At 67.9% G+C, this 23,893-nt stretch carries 21 protein-coding genes; 12 read left to right on the forward strand and 9 right to left on the reverse strand.

What is annotated here, in order from left to right; genetic code table 11:
* The first annotated feature begins 459 nt into the window (after positions 1-459).
* Positions 460-3,777, forward strand: a complete 3,318-nt coding sequence (locus DMB37_RS02335; RefSeq protein ID WP_167768686.1) for a BTAD domain-containing putative transcriptional regulator — start codon at positions 460-462, stop codon at positions 3,775-3,777.
* Positions 3,778-3,782: 5 nt separating this feature from the next.
* On the opposite strand, the gene DMB37_RS40910 is transcribed toward DMB37_RS02335, so the two are convergent.
* The 8 genes from DMB37_RS40910 to DMB37_RS02370 form a co-directional block, all read right to left on the reverse strand.
* Entirely contained in the window at positions 3,783-4,286 is a 504-nt protein-coding gene (locus DMB37_RS40910) for a VanZ family protein (RefSeq protein WP_206055159.1), read from the reverse strand.
* A gap of 214 nt (positions 4,287-4,500) precedes the next feature.
* Positions 4,501-5,304: a methyltransferase domain-containing protein gene (locus DMB37_RS02345; protein WP_135231229.1), complete on the reverse strand. Its 804-nt coding sequence runs from the start codon at positions 5,302-5,304 to the stop codon at positions 4,501-4,503.
* Positions 5,305-5,354: 50 nt separating this feature from the next.
* Positions 5,355-5,798: a nitroreductase/quinone reductase family protein gene (locus DMB37_RS02350; protein WP_135231230.1), complete on the reverse strand. Its 444-nt coding sequence runs from the start codon at positions 5,796-5,798 to the stop codon at positions 5,355-5,357.
* An 89-nt stretch (positions 5,799-5,887) separates the two neighbouring features.
* Positions 5,888-7,291, reverse strand: a complete 1,404-nt coding sequence (locus DMB37_RS02355) for a PQQ-binding-like beta-propeller repeat protein (protein ID WP_135231231.1) — start codon at positions 7,289-7,291, stop codon at positions 5,888-5,890.
* On the reverse strand, positions 7,291-8,118 hold the full coding sequence (locus tag DMB37_RS41170; protein WP_240772213.1) for a hypothetical protein: 828 nt from the start codon (positions 8,116-8,118) through the stop codon (positions 7,291-7,293). Before DMB37_RS41170 ends, DMB37_RS02355 begins: the two co-directional genes overlap by 1 nt.
* Positions 8,118-8,648, reverse strand: a complete 531-nt coding sequence (locus DMB37_RS41175) for a hypothetical protein (RefSeq protein WP_240772214.1) — start codon at positions 8,646-8,648, stop codon at positions 8,118-8,120. The genes DMB37_RS41170 and DMB37_RS41175 overlap by 1 nt, the downstream gene beginning before the upstream one ends.
* Before the next feature lie 51 nt (positions 8,649-8,699).
* Positions 8,700-9,533: an adenylate/guanylate cyclase domain-containing protein gene (locus tag DMB37_RS02365; RefSeq protein WP_135231232.1), complete on the reverse strand. Its 834-nt coding sequence runs from the start codon at positions 9,531-9,533 to the stop codon at positions 8,700-8,702.
* A gap of 125 nt (positions 9,534-9,658) precedes the next feature.
* Complete coding sequence (locus DMB37_RS02370) at positions 9,659-12,268, reverse strand: AAA family ATPase (RefSeq protein ID WP_135231233.1); 2,610 nt, start codon at positions 12,266-12,268, stop codon at positions 9,659-9,661.
* A 200-nt stretch (positions 12,269-12,468) separates the two neighbouring features.
* Between DMB37_RS02370 and DMB37_RS02375 the strand changes: the two genes are divergently transcribed.
* The 11 genes from DMB37_RS02375 to aat all read left to right on the forward strand — a co-directional run bounded on the left by DMB37_RS02375 (position 12,469) and on the right by aat (position 23,035).
* A complete protein-coding gene (locus DMB37_RS02375; RefSeq protein ID WP_135231234.1) occupies positions 12,469-13,809 on the forward strand; it encodes a carotenoid oxygenase family protein in 1,341 nt (446 codons plus the stop codon).
* A 44-nt stretch (positions 13,810-13,853) separates the two neighbouring features.
* Positions 13,854-14,312, forward strand: a complete 459-nt coding sequence (locus tag DMB37_RS02380; RefSeq protein ID WP_240772215.1) for an ester cyclase — start codon at positions 13,854-13,856, stop codon at positions 14,310-14,312.
* A 39-nt stretch (positions 14,313-14,351) separates the two neighbouring features.
* Positions 14,352-14,717 (forward strand): hypothetical protein, encoded by a 366-nt coding sequence (locus DMB37_RS02385; RefSeq protein WP_135231235.1) that lies wholly within the window; start codon positions 14,352-14,354, stop codon positions 14,715-14,717.
* A 301-nt stretch (positions 14,718-15,018) separates the two neighbouring features.
* Positions 15,019-16,374, forward strand: a complete 1,356-nt coding sequence (locus DMB37_RS02390; protein ID WP_135231236.1) for a DegT/DnrJ/EryC1/StrS aminotransferase family protein — start codon at positions 15,019-15,021, stop codon at positions 16,372-16,374.
* Positions 16,371-17,537: an MFS transporter gene (locus DMB37_RS02395; RefSeq protein WP_135231237.1), complete on the forward strand. Its 1,167-nt coding sequence runs from the start codon at positions 16,371-16,373 to the stop codon at positions 17,535-17,537. The genes DMB37_RS02390 and DMB37_RS02395 overlap by 4 nt, the downstream gene beginning before the upstream one ends.
* Positions 17,534-18,469: a sulfotransferase gene (locus tag DMB37_RS02400; RefSeq protein WP_135231238.1), complete on the forward strand. Its 936-nt coding sequence runs from the start codon at positions 17,534-17,536 to the stop codon at positions 18,467-18,469. Before DMB37_RS02395 ends, DMB37_RS02400 begins: the two co-directional genes overlap by 4 nt.
* 4 nt (positions 18,470-18,473) lie before the next feature.
* Positions 18,474-19,301 carry an SDR family NAD(P)-dependent oxidoreductase gene (locus DMB37_RS02405; protein WP_135231239.1) on the forward strand — a complete coding sequence of 276 codons (828 nt, stop codon included), beginning with the start codon at positions 18,474-18,476 and terminating at the stop codon, positions 19,299-19,301.
* A gap of 47 nt (positions 19,302-19,348) precedes the next feature.
* Complete coding sequence (locus DMB37_RS02410; protein ID WP_135231240.1) at positions 19,349-20,224, forward strand: family 3 encapsulin nanocompartment shell protein; 876 nt, start codon at positions 19,349-19,351, stop codon at positions 20,222-20,224.
* Between the two features lie 9 nt (positions 20,225-20,233).
* Positions 20,234-21,532: an FAD-binding oxidoreductase gene (locus DMB37_RS02415; RefSeq protein WP_135231241.1), complete on the forward strand. Its 1,299-nt coding sequence runs from the start codon at positions 20,234-20,236 to the stop codon at positions 21,530-21,532.
* A gap of 2 nt (positions 21,533-21,534) precedes the next feature.
* Positions 21,535-22,257 (forward strand): aspartate/glutamate racemase family protein, encoded by a 723-nt coding sequence (locus DMB37_RS02420; protein ID WP_135231242.1) that lies wholly within the window; start codon positions 21,535-21,537, stop codon positions 22,255-22,257.
* Between the two features lie 40 nt (positions 22,258-22,297).
* Positions 22,298-23,035: a leucyl/phenylalanyl-tRNA--protein transferase gene (gene aat, locus DMB37_RS02425; RefSeq protein WP_240772216.1), complete on the forward strand. Its 738-nt coding sequence runs from the start codon at positions 22,298-22,300 to the stop codon at positions 23,033-23,035.
* A gap of 406 nt (positions 23,036-23,441) precedes the next feature.
* Here aat and DMB37_RS02430 read toward each other — a convergent pair whose 3' ends face one another.
* Positions 23,442-23,738 carry a DUF1330 domain-containing protein gene (locus DMB37_RS02430; protein ID WP_135231243.1) on the reverse strand — a complete coding sequence of 99 codons (297 nt, stop codon included), beginning with the start codon at positions 23,736-23,738 and terminating at the stop codon, positions 23,442-23,444.
* Positions 23,739-23,893 lie beyond the last annotated feature (155 nt).

Consider the following 23,893-nt stretch of genomic DNA (forward strand, 5'->3'; position numbering starts at 1 on the left):
CGCGCGCCCAGCTCGCTGCGCTGGCAAAGGTGGGGACACTCGATGTCCCCGGTCGACTGCCGCCGCCCCCGTCGACGAATCCGCACCGGGCCACTTGCTTGACCACCGGTGCGGCACCCACCCCGAATCACCGTGCGCGACAACCCTGTCCGCAGCCTGCGACAGCAGGGCGAAACGGCGATTCAACTGGTGCGGCGCGGGACTAAGCCCGGAAGCGGACGCTTGCTCACAACTAGATGAGCTGTTGCTGACCAGACAGCTGGTCGGCTGCCGATGAACTCGTCTCCCCCGAATCCCGCTGCCGCACACTCGATCAGGATGTCTCGAGCTGCGTAACTGCCGCTGTACTAGCGCATAAATGACTGGTCAAAGTGGTAACTATCCAGTGTTCCTCCCTCGGAGGAGTCCGGCGCCACCTATGCTCAGCGCTGGTAGCACATGGTTCAGGAGGGCTTGTCCATGGCGCACACGCAGATCAGATACGGGGTGCTCGGTTCGTTCACGGCAAGGCGCGACGACTGTGAAATCGAGCTGGGCCCAGCGAAACAGCAAGCGGTGCTTGCGGCACTGATGCTGGAGATGAACCGGCCGGTAACGGTGAACGCGATCATCGACGGGGTGTGGGGCGAACACCCCCCGGGTGACGCGCGCAACGGTGTGCAGACCTACGTCAGTAGGCTGCGTCGCGCCTTGGCGCCGTGCCGCAAGGCCACCGAACCCGCGCTGGTGTGGGCGGAGACCGGATACGTGCTACACGGCGACCCCTCGCTGTCGGACCACGTCGCGTTCGACCGGCTCCTCGCTACCGCCGAGCGATGCCGGCGCGACAGCGACCTCGCCGCGGCCGCCACGCATACCGATGCCGCGTTGGCACTGTGGCGCGGCGAACCGTTCAGCGGCCTGGCGGGCCCCATCATCGAGGCCGAGCGCCGCAGGTTGCAGGAGCGCTACCTGACCGCGCTCGAGCACCGCGCCGCGATCAAACTCGCCCGCGGTCAGCACGCCGAAGCGGTCGCCGAGCTCGCCCCGCTGGTCACCTCTTATCCGCTGCAGGAACGGTTTCGAACGCTGCTCATGCTCGGGCTCTACCACTGCGGGCGGCAAGCCGAGGCGCTGCTGGTCTTTCAGGACGCACAGCGCCATCTCGCCGACGAGATCGGGATCGAGCCGGGACGCGAACTGCGCGAGCTGCACCGCAGGATTCTGCGCGACGAGATCGAGCCGCCGCTGGGCGGCGTCTCGACACCGACCGGTCGGCATGAATCGCGCTACAGCACAACCGATTTCACCGGGCGTGAGCAGGAGGCGGCGCGGCCCGCTGCGAATGTGGCTGCCGAGGGCGCCCCCACACTGGGCGAGATCGGCGGCGGGGACAAGACAGAGTTCCAGCCCGAGGTGTTGCCCAGCCGAAATCAGCTGCCCGGCGACATCGCGGACTTCACCGGCCGCACCGGCGAGATGGACCGTCTCCTGGCCGACATACCGCCGCAAGCAGCCCGCCCGACCGTGTTGATCGAGGCCATCGACGGCATGGCCGGTGTCGGTAAGACGACGCTGGCGATTCACGCGGCGCACCAGCTCAGCGGCCGCTTTCCCGATGCCCAGCTCTATATCGACCTGCACGGGCACGCCGCCGAGAGCGCGCCCGTCGAACCGATGGTCGCGCTGGACCGGCTGTTGCGCGCGGTAGGCGTGCCGAGCGAGTCGATACCGCCGGATCTGGACGCGCGAGCCGCCATGTGGCGCACCAGAATCGCCGCCCGTTCGGCGCTGCTGGTGCTGGACAACGTCGCCGACGTCGATCAGGTGCGACCGCTGCTGCCTGGCACAGCGAGCTGCCTGGTGCTCATCACGAGCAGGCGCAGGCTCGTTGACCTGGAGGTCTCCAGAACCCTGTCACTGGACGTGTTTTCGTGCGAAGACGCCACCGCGCTGTTCACCACCATCGTGCATGACGAGCGCGTCGCGGCGGAGCCCGAGGCGGTGCAGGAAACCGTCCGGTTGTGCGGTTATCTGCCGCTGGCCATTCGCATCGCGGCCGGACGGCTGCGCGCGCGACCGGTCTGGCCGATCGACCGGTTGGCCGAGCGGCTCCGACATCCCAGCCGGCTGGAACACCTGTCCGCGGGATCTCGCAGCGTAGCGGCCGCCCTCACCGCCAGTTTCCAAGACCTGTCGATCGATCAGCAGCGCGTGTTCCGGCTGCTCGGCCTGCACCCGGGCCGCGACTTCGACACCTATGCCACCGCCGCCCTCGCCGATATCGGGATCGACGCCGCCGAGCAGATCCTGGAGGCGCTCGTCGATGTTCACCTGCTGGAGCAGGTTGTCTCCGAGCGCTATCGATTCCACAGCTTGGTACGCGATTACGCAGCGACACTGAGCGAGCCGTCCGATCTCGACGGCGACGCCGCGTTGACCCGGCTGTTCGACTACTACCGGTATGCCGCGTGGGCGGTCGGCACCAAAATACTGCCCGACCGCACCTTCCGCGTCGCCGATCTGCCCAGGCCGACGACGCCTGTGCCCGCGCTCGTCACGCACCACGAGTGCGTGACCTGGTTGCACAGCGAACGGCTCAACTTGCTGGCGATCGCTCGCGAAGCGACCAAGGCCCGCTGGTCCGGCTACACCAGGCTCTTCTCCGAAATCCTCTGGTGGCCTTACGTGACGGGCCTGCGCTGCTCCGACGACGCGATCACCTTGCACTTCGACGCGGTCGAGGTGGCGCGCAGCAGCGGTCAACACGCGGAAGAGTGTCGTTTGCTGGTCAATCTGGGCTACACGCTCTGGCGGATGCGGCATTGCCAGCAGGCGCTGGTGGTGTTGAACGACGCCGTCGGGCTGGCGCACGGTATGCGCGACCACGCCAACGCGGCGCGGGCCATGCATCACAGCGGGCTGGTCTACTTCCGGCTGGCGCGGTATCGGGATGCGCTGATGGGGTATCACCAAGCGCTGTCGTTGTCCCGGTCCAGCGGTAACAGATACATGGAAGGCTATGCGCTGCAAGGGCTCGGGCAGGTCCACGAGCGGATGGGGCATTGCGAGGACGCCGTCGACTATCTGCGGCAAGCCGTCGATATCGCCGACGAAACCGGTGATCCGTACCTGCGCGCCAGTGCCCTCATGCGCATCAGCGATGCCGACATGCGGGTCGACCGATACGACGACGCGCTCGCACACCTGGAGGACGCGCGTAAAACGTTGACGCCGATGTCGCCGAATACCCTTTTCCACAACTATTTTTCGATCCGCATCGGCAATACCTATTGTCAGCTGAAGCAGTATGAAACAGCGGTGGAAAATTTCCGGGTGGCGCTGGCGCGGGCCGAGCGCAGCAATGATCTGATCCTCAAATGCTGCGCGTATCTGGGTATCGGGGATATCCATCGCAGGCAGGGTCACTACCGGGAAGCGCTCGCCCACTACGAACGCGCGCTGCACATCGCCTATGCGTCGGGCTCGCCGTATGAGGAAATGCTGGCCTACGACGCCATCGCCACGGTCAGTTATTGCTCTGCGCACTTCTCGGTCGCGCGCAAGCACTGGAAGACCGCCCTGACGATCGCCGCCGGCCTCGGCCTGCCGGAGACCCGGCGCATCGCCGATCATGTCGCGAGCATCGACTCGACGTTTCTCGCCGCCACGGCAACGCAAGCGGCCGAAGCACATTCGGCCGAGTTCCGCAGAGCCGCGGCGTTGATCCGCTGCGATCTATCGCCGTCGAGTCGCACAGCCGCGATGGCCACGATGGTCGATCCGAAGGGGCCCTGACCGGGCTACGCGGGATCAGCGCGCGACACCCACCAATGCCGGGAGAGCTGGGCCGCAAGGTAGGCACCGGTCGCGTTCAACAGCACGTCATCGATGGAGGAGTGACGGCCGATGGCCAGCGCGAACTGCGCTGTCTCCACCACGATCGACGCGCAGGCGCCCACCAGCAGGACGCGGTACGAGCGAGTGAACCAGGCGAAGCGCACCGGCAGCAGAAACCCGAGCGCGGCGAAGACCAGCAGATTCCCGCCGAACTGCTCGATCACCCTTCCGTCGGTCAGCTGATCGGCCAGGTCACGCAGCGGCACCAGATTCAACGAACGCCCAGATCCCTTGGGCGTGAGGATCATCCACAGCCACGGCGCGGTACCCACCACCATCCCTACCTCGCACAGCGCCACCCGCCAGCCGCGCCGCCGAGCCAGCCACCACGCCACCACACCCGCCACCGGTAGCGCGGCGATCGCGGCCAGCACCACCCCACCCCACAACTCCCAAGTCCCGTTCACCCCGTGAGTCTTACTCGAGTCGCTCGCGCCACCGCCCGCCCCACCACTTGTCCACACAATCCACACGACATCTGCCGAAAGCCGAGGGTCCGCAAAGCGGTGCCTCTTCAGCCGGTGGCCGCGTCCTTCACGAGGTCCACCAGTGCCGCCGCCACCTGCTGCGCCTCCGCCGTGCGCGCCGCCCTCGATGCCGCTCGACCGCCGGGCGGTGCGGTCATCGCGGCGTGCGGCCCCAGGTCTGGACCATTCGGGGAGCGGCCAGCACCATCGATGAATCATCTACTGCCGCACGGAGATCGGTGTGGATCGCGTCGAGTTCGGCGGTGCTGGTCAGTCCGGCGGTGAGCGCGGCGTCCGCGATGTTCTCGAGGGTGAGGACGTGGACGAGTTTGGTGGCGGGGTCCGGTTCGGCGGGTTGGTTCACCTGGATGTGGATGTCGGTGAGGCCGGCGGCGTGCAGCAGGGCGGGCAGCCGGGGGCCGATCAGCGGATCGGCGCCCCGGTGACGGCCGGTGCGAATGTACAGGTCGTGGTAGGCGCGGAATGCGGGTGAGTCGGGACAGCAGAGGGGTGCGCTGAAGTCGACGTCAGCGACGGCCAGGGTGCCGCCCGGCCGAAGTGTCCTGGCGATGGCAGCGATGGCCGCGGCGGGGTCGGTCAGGTGCGAGAGCAGGAATCGGGCGTGCGCGATGTCGAAGACTTCCGCGGGCGGCTCCCCCGTGATGTCGGCGACCCGGTATTCCACCTGTGGATAAGCGGTGGCTTCGGCTTCGGCCAGCGCCACCTTGGCCGGGTCGAGGTCGGTGCCGAGCACTCGACCGTCCCGGCCGACCATATCCGCGATCATCAGTGTCACATCGCCGCCGCCGGAACCGACGTCCCAGCACCGGTCGCCCGGGCGGACAGGTAACTGCTCGAGCATCGCCCGGGTGCGCGGCGCCAGCACGCCGGCCAAGACGCGCAACCGTTCGCGCCCCTGGATACCGCCGCGAATGATGTACGAACCCGCTTCGCTCATGCCATTCCCTCTGCCGCGAAAGCGAATCGACCGAACTAGCCGCTCGGTGGTCAGTTGGCCGAGGCGGGCTTCGGCGTCAGCAGGACCAGCGGGATCTCGCGCGTCGTCTTCTTCTGATAACCGGCGTAAACCTTCTGTGCGGCGATCACCCGCGGCCACAGTTCGGCCCGCTCTTCGGCGTTGGCGATCCGGGCGGTCATCGGTTGCCGGGGTCCGCTGCGCACCGAGACCTGGACATCCGGGTTGTCGCGCACATTGTGCAGCCAGGCCGGGTGTTGCGGGTCGCCGCCGCGGGAGGCGACGACGACGTAGGTATCGCCGTCGACGATCGGCGCGGTCAGCATCACCGCGTGCGGCCGCCCGGACTTGCGCCCGTTGGTCACGAGTTCGATCGACGGCATCCCGCTGAAGTCGTTGCCCAGCTTGCCGCAACTGACCTTCAAGAGGGCGCGATGGGCCGTGTTCATTGTCTTGAGAGCGAAATTCGATGGCATGGGGGTCCTTAACCACGCTGCGCGGGAACGAGCTCTGACATGCCCACACTACCTCCCTGTGACGAGCTGTCTCAGGTAAAGAAGTCGGTCTACCGCCCCAGTGGGCGCAGGCCGATCAACGTGCGTGCGGAGGCGTAGCCGTAGTGACCCTTGCCGCGAGCAGTCAGTAGGCCGCCGTCGCTGAGGGCGTCGGGGACTTCGGTCACCGCGCGGAACGGGATGTCCCACACCGTGCCGCCGGATTTCGGGTCGATCGCCCACAGACCGGTGGAGTCGGCGAATACGACGACCTCGCCGTCCCACGCGTGCGGTGTGCCGGAACGCTCGGTCACGAGCTGCCACAATCGGTGCCCGGTACGCATATCCAGCCCGGTCGTGGTGCCCGCGGCGTCATCTCGGAGCAGGGCGACGTCGCCGAGCAGTGCGATCGCGGAGCCGGAAGTGGCGTTTCCGTACTCGCTCTGGGGCGTACGCGGCTGGGTCACGAGATCGGGGCTGGTCCACATCAGCTGTCCGGTGCGGCGGTCGCGGGCGCCGTCGGCGAGCAGCACGGGGACGGTGTCGTCGGTCGGCAGGTCGATCGAGAGGCTATGGGCGGCTTCGTGATCGGTGGTGGCCAGCACCCGCCCGGCGCGGTCGAGGATGTCGGAGCCGGTGATCCGGTAGCCGGTGCAGTCGGTGTGGACTCGCACGACCAGCGCCGGGTTCGTTTGGGTTGTACGGGAACACCCGGTCAGCTCCGCGGTCCAGGTGGGTGCGCCGGTGCGCAGGTCGAATCCGGCGAGATCGGCGCCGAGGGCGAACAGGCCCTGCCCATGCGTAACGTCCAGCGCGTCGGCGGGCAGGGATTCCCAGGAGGTGCCCATGGTGAAGGCACGGGTCCAGTGGGCGTCGGGATCGGCGAGCGTGCCGGAATGCACGCGCACGTCGTCGGACTCGACATCGCCTTCCGCGAGATACAGGCGATCCTCGGCGGTCGCGAGGGCGAAGACCGACCACTCGAGGGACGTGCGGGTGACCTTTCCGCTGCCGATGTCGTAGCCGACGAGAGCGGGCGGCTCGGACGGTCCGGTGAAGCAGACGAGGTGGTTGTCGAGCGGAGCGCGCGCACAGCCACCGAGGTGGGCGGCGGGGGTACGCCAGCGCACCGCGCCGGATGCGGCATCGATACCGACCATCGTCGGATCTCGCAGGCTCATATCACCGTCCGACGAACCGACCACGGCGACGAGGGTGTCGCCCGCGTCGACGAAACCCGCACCGCCGATGTCGTATTCGGTGCCCGGGACCGGATCACGGAATTCGAGGGACGCGCCGTCGGCGGTGGCGGCGGCATCGACCGACCAGGCGAGGCCGGGAGCCGCGGCCACGGTGCCGGTGATCTTGCGGGTGGCGTCGTCGGACTGCATCAGGACGTAAACGGCTCCGGCACTGGTGATTACCGCAGCGGCAGCGGCCAGCACCAGATTGCGCAAGCCCGGGATCGGCGCCATCACCGCACCTCGAGATCGGGAGTGGTGGCGATCGCTTCGAGCTGCGCGAAAGGGAAAGGCTCGATCGGGTCGGCGGCGGTAGAGGACACGTGGACCCTGGTGCCCGAGGGGCGAGTGACGGCGACCGTGCGCATGGTTTCCGGTACGGGCTGCGCCCCCGGCTTTTGCGACTGCACCGTATAGCGTGACTCCCGGGTCTCGACCACCGTCCCGTCCGGGAGTCGCCGGGTCGTCACGCGGTCACCGTCACGGTTGGGTGGCGCGTCCTCCGGAAGGCGCTGTTCCGTGGCGATCGCGACAGTCAACCGCGACTCCCGCCCGGGCGTGGTGATCCGAACCGCTTGGCACACCCCGCTCGCGCCGGGGCCCGCCGGTCGCAACTGCCCCAGTGGCCGATCGAGCGTGAGACCGTCGAGCGGGATGCGCGCCAGCACCGCGTCCAACCGGCGGATAACGCCCTCGTCGATCAGCCCACCGGTCTCCGTTGCACCGGAACAGCTTTCGGGCACGTCCGGGGTGCCCGGCGGCACCGGCGTCGTGACGCGCAGGCCAGGAGCGGTGGCCAGCGCCGCGAGCTCGTCGACCGTCAGCGGCACCGTGCCGGAATGCCCGTTGCCGTCCGAGCTCTGATCGGTGGCGGCGGTGGTGACCGCGGTACCGTCCGGCAAGTACGCGTGGGCAGTGCGAGACAGCGTGCGAACCTTATCGATCTCGTACCAGGTGTCCTGCACATCGACCGTCGTGCCATCGGCGAGCCGACGCCGCTCATCGAGATCCCCTGCGACACAGGGCGGAACAGGTGCTGCGGACTGCCGGACCGTCACCATCAGCCCACCCTCCCCCGCACCCCGGCGCAGCGTGCCACTCGCGGTGGTCCAGCCGTCGGCCCCGGCGGCGAATCGGCGTCCTCCGGATCATCGAGGATGGGCTGAAACAGCAGCGACTGCTCGTCCGACGCGAAGGCGACCTCGACATCATCCGGCAACCCGTCCCGCAGCGCCTGCGACATCGCGACAGCCTTCGGACCGGAGAACCACGGATACGCCGGATTGTCGTAACCGAACGTGCCGTAGCTGGCCCACGCCATCAAGTTGCCCTCGGTGGGCGGCTCCACCACGGCACAGCCCGGAATCTCTACCGGGAACACAACAGGTGGGGTGACATAGGAGCTCTCGGCTCGCGGCCGGGATGGGGTAGCCGTGGGCACCGGCTTGGTCGTCAACGCAGGCTCCGGCTCGTGCAGCAGCCCACCGACGATGACGCCACTCGCCACAATCGCCACACACACCAGCCCGACCGTCCACCCACTTACCGCGCGCGACGGCTGAGCTTGCTCACGAGCCTCCATCTGCGGCACCGCTCCTCCCCATAGCTGTCAGGTGATGTCTACCAAATGCCGGGCGAGCTGCTACGAGCGGCGGTCCGTCGACGTGGTGCGGGTGCGTTCGACGGTGTAGAGGTGGTGGGTGCCGTGCAAGCCCTTGAGTTCCACCTGGCGTTCGGCGGTGACGGTGATGTCGGGGTGGTCGGTGATCGCGTCGTGCACCGGGGTGCTGACAAGGATTTCGCCGCCATCGGCTTGGTCGGCCACTCGGGCGGCCATGGCTACGTTGCGGCCGAAGAGGTCGTCGCCGCGACGGACGGACTTGCCCATGTGGATGCCGATCCGCACACGAACGCGGCCACCGGATTTGGTGGAGTCGTGGAGGGCGGCCTGCATGTCCAGAGCGCAGCAGACGGCCTGTACGGGCTCGGCGAAGGCAATCATGAAGCCGTCACCCTGACTTTTCACGATGTGCCCGCCGTGTTCGGCGACGCACTGGCGGGTCAGGCGGTCGTGCCGGTCGAGGAGTTTGACCCAGGCTTGGTCGCCGAGGCGTTCGTTCAGGGCGGTGGAGCCTTCGATATCGGAGAACATGATCACCACGTGACCGTCCGGTGTCAGGCCGGCCAGATCCGGTCGTTCGACCTGCGCCCAACCCGCCAGGTTCTCGATCGAGGTGAGGACCGCACCACGGAACCCCTTCTTGCGCAACAGGTTAGCGGTATCCCACACGGTCTTCACCGCTTCCCGGCCACCATTGCGCAGGAGTTGCCTGGCATCGAACCTGCGCTGCAAGTCGTCGAGCCGGCGTTGCAGCTCCGCGGACCGGCGGCGGCTGCCCACCAGCAGCACGAGCAGCACCACCAGTCCGATGGCCTCCAGTACGGCAACCGCCGCAAGTACGAGCTCGATCAGCATGGAATCCGCCGCAGGGTAGTGGTCGAGGAGAGCGAGTCGACCATAGCCGACCGCGGTGGATGCAGGCTGGTGGCGCGGGACACAGGCGGAGGTCCGTCCGTGGCCGCATTTCGACGGGGCGGAGGCTACCGGAGGTCGGGGAGATCTCGGAGTTGACGGCGGGAGGTGATGCCCAATTTGCGAAAGATGTTGCGTAGGTGGGCATCTACGGTGCGCGGGCTCAGGAACAGTTTGGCTGCTACTTCTTTGGAGGTTGCGCCCTCGGCGACCAAGCGGGCGATGTGCACTTCCTGCACGGTGAGCGCGTCGGAGACATCGGCGGAGCGGCTGCGAGTGTGCTCGCCGGTGGCACGGAGTTCACCGGCCGCGCGGGCCGCGAAGGCCTCGGCGCCGAGAGCAGCGAACACCTCATGGGCGTGCCGCAGTTCGGTTCTGGCGTCGCGGCGGCGACCTTGGCGCCGCAGCCATTCGCCGTAGGCGAGATGGGCACGGCCGGCCGCGACGGCGAAGGCGCTGGAATCCAGTAGCGACACGGCCTGACGATAGGAGTCCTCGTCGTCCTCGACCAAAGCTTTTGCGTACGTTTGAATTCCGATTCCGAACGGGTGCCCACCCGTGCGTTCGGTGAGCGTCGCGAGCGCGGTACGGGCGACGTCCGGTTCGTGGCAGCGCACCGCCGCCTCGACCAGTTCGGGCAGCGCCTGGCCCGCCAGCCCGAGATCGCCGGTGGCGACGGCACGTTCAGCGGCCCGCATCGCCGCGGGGTAATCGGCGAGGCTGTTATTGAGGACGGCGGTGGCGTACTGCACGCTGAGGGTCATGTGCGGGCCGACGCCGGCGAACAGTTCCTCGGCCTCGGCGCGCCGACCGCGCAAGGCGGCCAAATGAATTCGCGGATAGACGAGCGGGGCGGCACCGGTGGCCTCCGCGATCGCCTCCTCCTCGGAGATCATCGCCGTCGCGGCGCCGAAGTCGCCGGAGTACGCGGTGACCGTGGCCAGCATGGCCAACCCGATCGGCAGCATGTGGAAGGAGCCGACCTCGCGGCCGGACGCGGTGACCCTGGTGGCGATGCCGCGCATGGCGTCGATGTCCCACAGTTCGAGGGCGAGCAGGAAGCCGAGGGTCGGCCACCGCGCCCACGCCGCGTCGGCACCGTCGGCCACGATGGGACGCAGCAGCTTCGCGGCCGCCTGATGTCCCTCGACGGTCAGCGCGATCATGCCGTCGAGGATGTGATCGGCGCCTGCCGGTGGTTGCGGGGGCGGCGGCGCGGTGCGCGCGGCCTTGATCACCGCGTCGAATCCGCCGGTCAGCAGGCTCATCTCGATCGCGTCCACGTAGCACTCACGGGACCGGATCGGATCGTGGTCGGCGAGCCGGGTGGCGGCGCGGAGCAGATGGTCGGTCGGCTGGTCGCCGCCGCGGAAGCGGGCGAAGGAGATCCGGCCGCGCAGCAGGTCGACGCGCGGATCGTCGGAGTCCAGGGTCGAGAGCAGTTCGGCGGCGACGCCGAAATCCCCGACCGACAGCTTGGCCTCGACCGCGGCCAGCACCCGCTCGGACCGCAGGACCGGGTCGAGCGTCAAGGCGGCGGCACGTTCCAGGAACGCCGCCGCGGCGGCGACTCCGCCGCGCGCCTGCGCCCGTTTCGCCGATCGCGTCAGCGCGGACGCCACTTCCTCGTCCGGCCCGGCGCTGGCCAGTGCGCGATGCCAGGCCACCCGGTCAGGGTCGGCGACCGGGTCGCTCACCTGGGCGAGCGCACCGTGGGCACGGCGACGCTCCGCCGCGGTCGCGGCCTGGTACACCGCCGAGCGGGCCAGCGGATGAATGAAACGAACGCGGGTGCCGAACTCGACCAGCGAAACATCCTCGGCCGCGGCACCTTCGACACCCAAGAGCTTCGCCGCCGGCCACAGCAAGCCGGGATCGCCGACCGGCTCCGCGGCGGCCACGGTCAGCAGTAACCGCACCTCGGGCGACAACGTCGCGAGGCGGGCGCGGAAGCTGCGTTCGGCGGCGCGCGGCGCGGGTAGATCGAATCCCCCGGCCATGCCGGCCAATCCCGCGGTCCGCGGCAGTTCCAGCAGGGCGAGCGGGTTGCCGCGCGCCTCGGCCAGGATGCGGTCGCGCACTCGCTCGTCCAGCGACGCGGGTACCTCGCGCACCAGCAACGCGCGCGCCTCGGATTCGCTCAACCGCTCGACGTCGACCTGCGGTAACTGCGCCAACCCACCCACGTCTGCCCGCGCGGCGAACACCATCGCGACGCGTTCGGCGCCGATCCGGCGGGCCACGAACGCCAACGCGCGGGCCGAGGCATGGTCCAGCCACTGTGCGTCATCGATGAGGCAGAGCAGCGGTCGATCGTTTTCCAGCAGCAGACCCAGTGCCGCCGCGCCGGCCAGGAACGGGTCCGGGGTGCCGGTGTCCAGGCCGAACGCGATCCGCAGCGCGGTGCGGTGGGGTGCGGGCAGTGCGTCGAGGTGTTCCAGCACCGGGGCGCACAGCTGGTGCAGTGCCGAGTACGGGAGTTCCGTCTCGAATTCGGCCCCGGACGCTCGCATGATCAGGAAGCCCGAGGAGGCCTGGGCGATATGGTCGAGAAGCGCGCTCTTACCGATACCCGGCTCCCCCAGCAGCAGCAATGCCCCGCCACGGGACTCCCGCGCCTCGTGCAGCAGCGCGAGCAGCCGCGCAGTTTCATCGGATCGCCCGACCAGGTAGCTCACGACCGCGCCTCGCCAGCGCTCGGCTCCGTCGCACGCTCCCACACAACGTGCCTTCGATTCACTGACGGACGCTCGCTCACGAGCCGATCCTTCCGCGAATCGACCTCCCATGCCAAACGCAGGCAATAGGTACCGCCTACCTACGTATAGGCAGAAATCACCGACGCGAGCGAACGTCCCCCGTCACGAAACTGACAATCATGCAAACGCGACCGCTGCCCTACCTCACCGGCCACTTCGCACCGACTGCCGACGAGCGCACCTCGTTCGACCTGACCGTGCACGGCACCTTGCCACCGGAGTTGAACGGGCGCTACTTCCGCAACGGCCACAACCCCAAACCCGGTGTCACACCTACGCATTGGTTCCGCGGCGCGGGCATGCTGCACGGTATCCGGCTGACCGGCGGCCGCGCCGAGTGGTACCGCAACCGCTGGGTGCGGACGCCGTACCTGGACGGTGTCCCGTTCACCGGCACCGAACTCGACGTCAGCGCCGCCGCGACCAGCATCATCTTCCACGGCGGGCGCTACCTCGCATTGCAGGAGGCGAACCTGCCCTGGGAGGTCACCGGTGAGCTGGAGACGGTCGGCGTGCACAACTTCGGTGGCAAGCTGACCACCTCGATGACCGCCCATCCGAAGGTGGACCCGGCGACCGGCGAACTACATTTCTTCTCTTACAGCCCCTTTCCGCCCTACCTGATCTATTACGTGGCCGACGCCCGCGGCGAGATCATCCGGTCCACGCCGATCGACGGTGCGGGCCCGGCGCTGATGCACGATTTCGCGATCACCCGCGAGCACGCCGTGTTCCTCGGCTCCCCGGTCGTCTTCGACCACGCCGAACAGTCCGGCATCCCGTACCGCTGGCACGACCAAGTCCCGTTCCGCCTCGGCGTGCTGCCGCGGCACGCGCCAGGCGAGGTCGTCTGGTTCGACGTCGAGAGCCAAGGGGCGATCCTGCACGTTGCCAACTCCTACGTCGACGACCGCGGACGAATCATCCTGGAATGCCCCCGCTTCGACCGTGCGGCCTGGGAAACATCGTGGAAGTGGTGGGTCGGTGCCGCGGGCTACCCCGACACCCTCGGCGTCGGCACGACCTTCCATCGCTGGATCCTCGACCCGGCCACCCGCAAGGTCACCGAGGAGGCGCTCGACGATCTGGTGGTCGAGTTCCCCGCCATCAACGACGACCACACCGGAACGCACAACCGCTACAGCTACGCCGTCGCCTTCCCCGGCGCGGGACTCACCGGCTACCACACGGCCAAATTCGACACCCTGACCGGACAGCGCCAATTGTTCGCGCACGGACCGGACCGCATGCCGGGCGAAGCCGTCTTCGTGCCGGCCGAGGGCGCCACCGGGGAGGACGACGGATACCTCCTCACCATCGTCAGCGACCTTGCCGCCGACGCGTCGCAACTGCTGGTGCTCGATGCCTCCGACCTCACCAAGGCGCCGGTCGCCGCCGTCGATCTCCCGCAGCGGGTACCCGCAGGCATCCATGGGCACTGGATCCCGGATCAGGACTGACCTCGAAACCCTCGCCGGGACATGACCGTACGAAAGGCATTGCCGTGGAACAGAACACCCGAACGACGACCATCGATGATCCGCCGGCCTACCGGGACCTACTGGCGGGATGGATGTCCCTCTGGAACGGCGACTACGCCCTTGCCCAGCACGTCGTCACACCGGACTTCCGCTTGCACGCCGCACTCCTGGGCGGCGGCGACGGCAGTGCCGTCCACGGACCGGACGGCCTGGTCGGTTGGATCGCGCAGACCCGAGCCGCCTTCACCGAACTCGTGTTCAGCGTCGAGGTCGGGCCCATTGTCGAGCGCGACCACCTCGCGCTCCGCTGGGTCGCCGTCGGCACCTATCACGCCGGATTCCCCGGCGCTACCGCCCCTTCGGGCACCGCGGTCCGGTTCACCGGCACGGACATGCTGCGCCTCGCGCGGGATCGGATCGCCGAGTACTGGGTGAACTCCGACATGCACGTGCTGCTGGCAACACTCGGCGTTCGACCCTAGCCACGACCGTTTGCCGGCCCATTCATCAAGGAGCAGACCATGTTCACCAGCACACCTCGACCCGATCTGGAGACGTATCCCGCCGCACGGCCCGTCCTCATCGCGGCGTGGGCCGTTCCCGTCCTCATCGTCGGTCAGTTCGCGATGGTGGCCATTGTTCCGGTCACCATCGTCCTCATCGGCACCCTGCGCGATGCCCGGCTCCGCCCGCTGCGCTGGTGGGCCGCCGCCCTCGCCATGGCTTACGCTGTCCCACTGGCCATCTGGGCCCTCCGACCGGACCCGGCGCAGAGCCTTTCGAAGGACATCCATCCCCTGCTGGCCGCGCTGGTCGTCGTCGCGGGCGGCGCCGTCGCCATCAGACACCACCTGCTGCGCAGGCGCGCCGAGCAGACGACGGAATAACCAGGCGCGAAAGCGACACGGCAGCCGAATGAGTTTCAGCACTGAAACGCGTTCGGCCGCGACTGTTTTGGCCCACTGGCGCATCAGTGCCATATCCCCCATCCCGAATTCCACCTGCCTGGACAAAACGATCCCAGTGAAGTCGCAGCAACCAATGCCATTGCTGAACAATCGATTTCGGGTATCCAGATTGAAACTTCGGTGTAGCGTTTTCGGAATCGTCCTACGAGCTTCGGCGAAAGCTCGACCGGCGATGAGGTGGCGGCTCGCCGATGTTTTAAGAGTTGGGCAGGGAATTACGATGGCGGACAACGAAGTCGACCATTCAGCAGCAGCCCGGCAGTTGCCGGGAACCCGAATAGCCGCCGATTCGCGACTGGCCTTGGACGGCGGAAATCCCATTCGCCGGGCCCCCTGGCCGACCTACGACCGAGGGGCGGTCTGCGTCCACCCCGATGACGAGGAAGCCGCGCTGCGCGCGATCCGCAGTCACCTCTACTTCCGCTACGACTATCGCCCGCCGCACGAAACCGAATGCGGCAAGTTCGAGGCGGACCTGTGCCGCTATTTCGACTGCCGGCACGCCCTGGCGACCTCCAGCGGCACCACCGCGCTGGCCTTGGCCATCATGGCCGCGGGTATCGCACCGGGCAGCCTGATCGCCTGTCCCGGTTTCACTTTCGCCGCCACCCCGAGCGCCATCATCCTGGCCGGCTGCACGCCCTTCCTCGTCGACGTCGACGAGAACCTGCACCTGGACGTGGCCGACCTGCGCAGCCGATGGACCCCGCAGGTCAAGGGCATCATGGTGGTGCACATGCGCGGCTTCGCCGGCGACATGGGTGCGCTGCTCCGCTTCGCCGACGACATGAACGTGCCGGTCTTCGAGGACGCGGTCCCCGCCCTCGGCGCGGAACTCGACGGCCGCAAACTCGGCACCTTCGGCCTGGCCGGCGCGTTCAGCACCCAGTCGGACAAGTCGCTCAACAGCGGCGAGGGCGGTTTCCTGGTCACCGACGACAGCGCGCTGTTCGCCCGTGCCACCGTGCTTTCCGGCGCCTACGAGGGACGGCTGCGGCGGCACTTCCCCGACGGCGAACCGCCGATCGCCACCGATCTGGACCTGCCGCTGCTCAGCTTCCGGATGGACGAGATCCGGGCCGCGCTGCTCCGGGCGGAGCTGGGCAGGCTGCCGGTGCGCTTGGCCGCGTTCCGGCGCAACTACGACTATGTGGCCTCCGCATTGGCCGACGTCGCCGGGATCCGGATCCGACGGCCGGTGGCACCCGGCGCCTATCTCGGCGAGGCTTTCATCTTCCAGGTGCCGAACGGCCGCGCACAGTGGTTCGCGCAAGCGCTGTGCCACGAGGGCATCGAGGCGCGCAACCTCGGTTCGGACGCCGATCGCAATATCCGTGCGTTCTGGAACTGGCGGTTCATGTTCACCGGGATGGAGACCGCGGCCATCAAGGAGTTGCTGCCGAACGCGACACGGTATCTGCAACGGGCAGTGGACATTCCGCTGTCCTCCACGTTGTCGCAGGCGGACTGTGACCACCTGGTCGCCGCGGTGCGCAAGGTCGCGGGCGCGCTGACCGCCGCCGAAACCCTCGACAACGAAGAAGGTTCCAGTTCCACCTGGGCCGGCCGGCGATGACAACATCCTCGGACACCGGGGCGTTCCCCCGGCTCGCACTGGCCGGAGTGTTCGGCGGGCTGTTCTGCGGCTACCTCGGCCTGGCCGCGGCGATTCCGGTGCTGCCCGCGCACGTCAGGGACGAGTTCGGCGCGGGTGATCTCGCGGTGGGCCTCGCGGTCACGTCCACCGCGCTCACCGCGCTGCTCACCCGTCCGATCTTCGGCGGCCTGGCCGATCGGCACGGACACCGCAACGTCATGCAGTTCGGTGCGCTCGCCATCGCGGCGGGCGGCCTGCTCTACTTCCTGCCGCTAGGCCTGGTCGGACTGATCATGGTGCGCCTGCTGCTCGGCGTCGGTGAGGCCGCGCTGTTCACCGCAGGTGCGGTCTGGACCGTCACGCTCGCGCCGCACCACCGTCGCGGGCAGGTGATCGGGCTCTACGGCGTTGCCATGTGGGGCGGTATCTCGCTGGGCACCGCGCTCGGCGCGGCCATCCGGCACTTCGGCATCACCGCGGTGTGGAGCTTCTGCTCCGTCGCACCGCTCATCGGTCTCGTGCTGATCAGCCTCGTTGCGCCGCAACCGCACGCCACGCCGACCAGCGGGCGCGGGCTGCTGCTGCGGCCCGCCGTGTTGCCCGGTCTCGGCCTTGCGCTGGGGGCAGCGGGCTACGTCGGCCTGGCCGCGTTCGTCATCCACGGGCTGCAAGTGCGCGGAATCGACTCGGGCGTAGTCGTTTTGAGCACCTTCAGCGCGGTGTACGCGGGCACCCGCTTGTTCATCGGGCACCTGCCGGACAAGTACGGGCCGCGGCGAGTCGCTGCGTGGTGCGGGCTCGGCGAAGCGGCCGGATTGCTGATCATCGCGTGGGCGCCGAATCTTGCGGTGGCGGTGCTGGGGGCCGTGGTGATGGGTGTCGGATTCTCGCTGCTGCACCCGTCGTTGGCGTTGATGGTCATGAACAACACCGACAGCGCCAAACAGGGGGCCGCGCTCGGCGCTTACACCTCGTTCTGGGATCTGGGGTTGTTCGTGTGGGGGCCGGTGACCGGCGCGATCGCCACCGGGTTCGGCTACCCGGCCGTCTTCGTGGTCGGCGCGGGCTGCGCGCTGGCGGCCTCGGCGCTGGCCATGGCAATCCGGCAAGCGGTGACCACGGAGAAGGCGGTCGACAGGTGACGAACACAGTGAAGGTCCTGTGCATTACCGGCTGGTGCCGCAACGGCAGCACCATTATCGGCAACATCCTCAATGAGATTCCGGGCTTCTTCCACGTCGGCGAGCTGCACTTCCTCTGGAAGAACGCGGCGGGTCGCGGGGTGAACGAGGAATGCGGCTGCGGACGCAAACTGGTCAACTGCCCGTTCTGGTCGACGATCCTGCCGATCGGGCAACCTGCGGGGACCACCCTGGTGGAGCACGCCGACGCGGTGATCCGGCGGCAACTCGGCAGCGTCCGGACCCGGCACACCTGGCGGGTGCTCGGTCGTGGACTGCACAACGAGCAGATCCGTGCGCATGCGGCGCTGATGACCCAGGTTTACCGGGCCGTCGCGGAACGCAGCGAGGCACGGGTGATCGTGGATACCACGAAGATTCCCGGTGAAGCGGCGTTGCTGGCACACCTCGACGGGATCACCCCGTATTACGTCCATCTGGTCCGTGACCCGCGTGCGGTGGCCCAATCCTGGAGCAGGCCAAAGGATTACGTGTATGCCATGGCACCGGGCAAGAGCACCGGGTACTGGACCGGCTTCAATCTCGCCACGCATGCGATCACCCGGCGCTATCCGGAACGGTCCATGTTCCTGCGGTACGAGGACTTCATCGCGGATCCGGCGGGCACGATCGACCGCCTGCTGCGGCTGTGCGCGACCGATCCCGCGGTCAACCCGGTCACCGATCGAACGGTCGAATTGCATACCAATCACACGGTTACCGGGAATCCGGATCGTTTCAAGATCGGCGAAACCGTAGTGCGTCCGACCGACGACTCCTGGCGGCGGGGGCTGTCGAAATCGGCCAGGAGAACGGTCGCGGCACTGTCGTGGCCACTGTCGCGCCGATACGGCTACGAGTTCGGCGCCGCGGACTCGATGGGAAAGGGCTAGCCGAGTGGACCTGGGGCTGGAGAACAAGGTCGCGCTGGTGACAGGCGGATCCAGTGGGATCGGCTTGGCGATCGTACAGGAACTGGCCGCCGAGGGTGCCCACGTAGCGATCGGCGCGCGCGACGCCGGGCGGCTCGCGGCGGCCGAGCGTGCCGCCAAAGAGGTGGCGCGTGCCCGGGTGCATGCCACGAGCGTGGACATCACCGACAGCGCGGCGACCCGCCGCTGGATCGACGAGGTCGCCGCCGAATTCGGCGGACTGCACATCGTCGTCATCAGTGGCGGCACGCCGCCGACCGGCCACGCGACTGCCTTCGCGACAGCGGATTATCGGGCCGCGGTCGACGCGGTGCTGATCCCGGCGGTCGATGTGGCGCTCGGCGCGCTGCCCCATCTCCGGGACGCCGGTTGGGGCCGAATGCTTTTCGTGGCCTCGGAGACGGCGAGCGTCCCCATCAGCGGCCTGGCCATGTCCGGCGTAACCCGCACGGCCCTCGTCCGATTCGCTCAGTCGCTGGCCGCCGAGGTCGGCCGGGACGGCGTCACCGTCAATGTGCTCGCGCCCAGCGCAACCCGCACTCCCCTGCTGGAACGTGTTGTGGCACAACGCTCTACCGAGGGACCGAGCGAAGCGCAGTTCGAGGCGATGGGCAGGCACACGGCGGTGGGGCGGATCGCCCGGCCTGCGGAAATGGCCGCCGTGGCCACCTTTCTGGTGAGTGTGCGGGCCTCCTACCTCACCGGCACGGTGCAGCTGGTCGATGGTGGTGCGAGCGTGCTCGGACCGTCCGCGGCCCATCTGCCCTGGCAGGCCACCGCGAAACCGGAGTGACAGCACTGCTCTCGGCACCGTTGCCGATGACACGGAAGGAATCACACATGCTGAAGACCGAAGGCGTCAAAGAGACGCTGGCGCAGGTTGTCGCGGACCGGAAGAAAGAGCCTTCGCCGGGGCGGATGTTCGTCGAGGCCTGCGCGAAAGACGGCCTCGACGCCGCCGTCGAGTACGACGTGACCATCACCGACTCGCTGACCAGCTCGCGTCGCAAACCGCGCTACCCGGCGCGCAATATGCTCAAAGCCGTTGATCTATCGCGTGATCCGCGCGAGTTCTACTGGCACGAGAGCGCACCCGGCGCGGACGACGCCCCGATCGACGGCGCCGACGTGCGCCGCGAACTGGCCAGCCGGTTCCACAAGTCGCCGATCCCCGAACTGCTCACCACTACGGCCTGGGTGCAGGTGCCGCCGCAGCTGTGGGAGGACCCGGAGACGTTCGAATCCTTCATCAACTACCGGCTGATCGTCCGGCTCTGTACCGCCGAGAACCACACGATCATCAGCGGCGAGGGCGGCCTGCTGAACATGCCGGGGATCGAACGGATGACCTCCCCCGGGCCGTTCGCCTCGACGATCCTGCGCGCCTGCAACGAGGTCGAGCAGATGGGTGGCACCGCCGACGGCATGATCATCAACCCGGTCGACTACTACCGCGCCATGGGCACCGGAACGCTGATGGACGATCTCGAGCAGAACGGCATGTTCATCGTCCGCACCCGCCTGGTCGAGCCGGGCACCGCCCTGGTGGGCGACTTCGGCCACGGCGCACAGCTGTTCGACGCGGGACGGTCGGTGATCCGATTCGCCGAGCCGCCGCCGGGCACCTTCAGCGAACCCGGTGCGGCGGTCATGGCGGAGATCTACGAGCGGGTCGTGGTGAACCTACCCACCAACTTCTTCGTCGTCACCGTGTAGGTCGGGTTCGTGACGAGTGAGGGGGCGGCTCCCGTGCGCAGCGACCCGGATGTGGTGGTTGTCGGCGGCGGGGTCGCCGGTTTGTTCTGTGCTTATCAGCTGCGCCGCAGCGGGGCCTCGGTGACTGTGCTGGAGCGCGGGGAGCTCGGTGGGCCGCAGTCGTGTTCGTACGGGAACACCGGTTTCGTCGGCACCCACGGTGCCGCGCCGCTGGCCGAGCCAGGCATGCGGTCGCTGCGCACGCTCGGGATGTTGAGTCCGGATGCCGCGTTCTACGTCAAGCCGCGACTGGACGGCGAATTGCTGCGCTGGCTCGGGCATTTCGGGCGGGCCTGCTCGGCGCCGGCTGCGGCGGCCGGTTTTCGGGCGCTGGTCGGGATGAAGAAGCGCAGCCTCGAGATACTGCTCGGACTGTGTGAATCACCAAGCATCGCTGCCACTTTCGAGTCGCCCGGCATAGTGCTGACCTATCGGACCGCAGAAGGGTTCGCGGCTGCGAGTCGATCGGTGGCACGGACCGTCGCGAGCGGAGTACCGCTGCGGATCCTCGGACCGGGGGAACTCGACGAGCTCGAGCCGAAGACCCGTTTCGCCATTCATGGGGCGCTGTACAACCCGGAGGGGGCCTATCTGCGCGTACCGGAGTTCGTGATCGAATTCGGTCGGCTGCTGCGCGAGATGGGCATCGAGATCTGCGAGCGCACCGACGTGCTCGGTCTCGAGGTCCGAGCTCGGAAAGTCGTAGGGCTGCATACGAACCGCGGGGATCTTCGCCCCCGTGACGTGGTCGTCGCGGCGGGTGCATGGTCGACCGAGTGTGCTCGGCTGGCGGGGATCGGGCTGACGCTGCAACCGATCAAGGGATACAGCGTCACCATGGACATGCCGCCGAGCGGTCCCAGCAGGCCGGTGTTGCTGAGCGAGGGCCGGGTGGCGATGGTTCCGCTGGGTGACCGGCTGCGCATCGGCGGCAGGCTCGAGCTCACCGGGATGAACAACAACATCTCCGACCGGCGTGTCCAAGGGATGCTGCGGACCGTCCGCGAATACCTGCCCGAGTTGGAAGAAACGCAGACCCGCGAAACCTGGAGCGGTTTGCGTCCGTGCACGCCGGACGGACTGCCACTGATCGGGCGCACCGGGCTGCGCAACCTGCTGGTCGCGGTCGGCTACGGCCACATCGGGATGGGGCTCGCGCCCGCCGGTGGCGAGCTCATCAGCCACATCCTGGCGGGCGAACAACCGATCACCGAGCCGGCCCCGCTGCGGCCGGATCGGTTCGGCAGCACCGAATCGACAAGGCGATAACCGTGGCCCACCAACCGAATACCAAGGGCGAGCAAGCAATCGGCGTCCTCTGCCTCGACACCGCGTTCACCAAGATCCCGGGGCACATCCGCAATCCGACGACCTTCGACTTCCCGGTCGTCTACCAGGTGGTGCAGGGCGCGACACCGCAGCGGATGGTGACCGAGGCCGATCCGACCCTGCTGGAGCCGTTCATCATCGCCGCCAAGGAACTCGAATCCCGTGGTGTGGCGGCGATTACCAGCGGATGCGGTTTCCTCGTCATCTTCCAGCAGCAGCTGGCCGACGCCGTGGGGATTCCGCTGTACAGCTCGAGCCTCATCCAGTTACCGATGGTGCACCGCATGCTCGCTGCGAATCGCAAAGTCGGCCTGCTGGTTGCCAAGAAGGAGTCGCTCACCCGGCGTCATCTGGCGGCGATCGGCGGTGAGTCGGCACCGATCTGCGTCGCCGGGATGGCCGCCCAGCCCGAGTTTCGCGAGGTCATCCTGGAAGGACGCCGGACGACACTCGACGTCGAGCGCCTCGGAATCGAGGTACTCACCGAGATCGAGCAACTGGCCTCGGCCAACCCTGACATGGGCGCACTCGTCATCGAATGCACCGACCTGGCCCCCTACAGCCACGCCATCCAAGACCGCCTCGGCCTCCCCGTCTTCGACATCGTCACCCTCACCGAGATGGTGCATCGAAGCCTCAGCCACCGGCCGTTTCCCCGGAAATAGGCGTCGCCGCAGCCTGCGGCAGGTCGGTAATCTCTGTCCGGTGACCGACGCTACCGACCTGATGCGGATGTATCTGGTCGATCCAGACCAGCCTTTCCCGCCTGTCGAGCTCGCCGATCCGTCCGGACTGGTCGCTTTCGGCGGGGACCTGTCGCCGGAGCGGCTGTTGAGCGCCTATTCCGCGGGCATCTTTCCCTGGTACAACCCCGGCGAAACGATCCACTGGTACTGCCCGGACCCGCGCAGCATCCTCGTGCCGACCGACCTGCGAGTAAGCAAGTCCTATCGCCGATCCGTCGCCAACACCGACTACGCGGTAACCATGGATCGCGCCTTCGCCGAGGTGATGTCGAACTGCGCGCAACCGCGGGACAGCGAGGCTGGAACCTGGATCGGCCCCGACATGCTCGCCGCCTACCAGCGACTGCACCAGCTCGGCCATGCGCACTCGGTCGAGGTATGGCGCAACGGCGACCTGGTCGGCGGCCTCTACGGCGTCGCATGCGGCCGCTCCTTCGCCGGCGAGTCCATGTTCTCCCGCGCCCGTGACACCTCCAAGATCGCGCTGTACTGGCTCTGCACCCAACTAGCCGCCTGGAACTTCCCCCTCATCGACTGCCAGATCACCTCCCCCCACCTCACCTCCCTCGGCGCCATCGACCTCCCCCGCACGGACTACCTGCACCTACACACCCAAGCCGCCGCCCACCCCACCCTCCCCGGCCCCTGGCAATTCCAAATCCCAGTCCCCAACTCCCCCAACCACCTACCGGCATGAACGATCACCGGCCTAGCGTCCGAATCGGCTGGCGGGCAAGGCATATTTCCGATGCTGCGAGGCGGGTTACCGGTCAGTGAGATCGGCGAGGGCGGTCGCTACATGCAGGTTGTCGACGGTCCGCAAGGCGTCAGCGGCAGGCGGTTGCAAACCCGAGTTGCGGCAGGCCTGCAGCAGCCGGATGTGCACTGCCCAGGTGAGCAGCGGCGGTTCGGAAAGCAGCGACAGCAGCGGTTCGACACGAATCGCGGTTGACCGTCGTGATCAGCACCGGGCAACCCCAACCGCAGGAGTCCGATACTTCCGCGTGCGACGGCGCGACGCGGTGGTTGCCGGACGGGACGGTGGTCGAGTCCGTGGAGCGGGGAAACTCGCCGATCTTCAGTGAGATCCGACTGGACCCTGGTCAGTCGATGCCTTCGACGATGCGGAAGTCGCGCTCGAAGCCGTCGGGGAGTTCGGCCAACGCCTTCTGGTAGGCCGCGCTCGCGCGTGCGGCGACCGCCTGTTCGAAGCTGTCGAACTCGATCAGGACCACGCGCTCGGCGATTCCGGCTTCGTGTGCGTCGACCCGGCTGCCGATGCCGGCGAGCACCCGCCCGCCCGCGCCCGCGACGGCTAGACCGGCCAGTTCGTTGTAGGTATCAAGCCTCTCGGGGTCCTCGATGGTGGGGTAGACGCTGACCCAGTAGCCCTTGGGCATGGAACCTCCAGTGTTGGAACGAGTAGATCTGACTTACGGGTTGGTCTCGCACAAGCGCCGACGGCGAGTGCGAGGCTTATCAACGTCGTGATCGCTATGGCGCCGATGCCGACCAGCGCCGCGATGGTGTAGGCACTCCCGTCGAGGCTGTTTCG

The organism is Nocardia sp. CS682 (assembly GCF_004634405.1).
GTDB classification, from domain to species: domain Bacteria; phylum Actinomycetota; class Actinomycetes; order Mycobacteriales; family Mycobacteriaceae; genus Nocardia; species Nocardia ninae.

Excerpts from the sequence above, each read along its gene's own strand:
- DMB37_RS02335 (WP_167768686.1), top strand. The coding sequence starts at position 460 with ATGGCGCACACGCAGATCAGATACGGGGTGCTCGGTTCGTTCACGGCA.
- DMB37_RS02345 (WP_135231229.1), bottom strand. The coding sequence starts at position 5,304 with ATGAGCGAAGCGGGTTCGTACATCATTCGCGGCGGTATCCAGGGGCGC.
- DMB37_RS02350 (WP_135231230.1), bottom strand. The coding sequence starts at position 5,798 with ATGCCATCGAATTTCGCTCTCAAGACAATGAACACGGCCCATCGCGCC.
- DMB37_RS02355 (WP_135231231.1), bottom strand. The coding sequence starts at position 7,291 with ATGGCGCCGATCCCGGGCTTGCGCAATCTGGTGCTGGCCGCTGCCGCT.
- DMB37_RS41170 (WP_240772213.1), bottom strand. The coding sequence starts at position 8,118 with ATGGTGACGGTCCGGCAGTCCGCAGCACCTGTTCCGCCCTGTGTCGCA.
- DMB37_RS02365 (WP_135231232.1), bottom strand. The coding sequence starts at position 9,533 with ATGCTGATCGAGCTCGTACTTGCGGCGGTTGCCGTACTGGAGGCCATC.
- DMB37_RS02375 (WP_135231234.1), top strand. The coding sequence starts at position 12,469 with ATGCAAACGCGACCGCTGCCCTACCTCACCGGCCACTTCGCACCGACT.
- DMB37_RS02385 (WP_135231235.1), top strand. The coding sequence starts at position 14,352 with ATGTTCACCAGCACACCTCGACCCGATCTGGAGACGTATCCCGCCGCA.
- DMB37_RS02390 (WP_135231236.1), top strand. The coding sequence starts at position 15,019 with ATGGCGGACAACGAAGTCGACCATTCAGCAGCAGCCCGGCAGTTGCCG.
- DMB37_RS02395 (WP_135231237.1), top strand. The coding sequence starts at position 16,371 with ATGACAACATCCTCGGACACCGGGGCGTTCCCCCGGCTCGCACTGGCC.
- DMB37_RS02410 (WP_135231240.1), top strand. The coding sequence starts at position 19,349 with ATGCTGAAGACCGAAGGCGTCAAAGAGACGCTGGCGCAGGTTGTCGCG.
- DMB37_RS02430 (WP_135231243.1), bottom strand. The coding sequence starts at position 23,738 with ATGCCCAAGGGCTACTGGGTCAGCGTCTACCCCACCATCGAGGACCCC.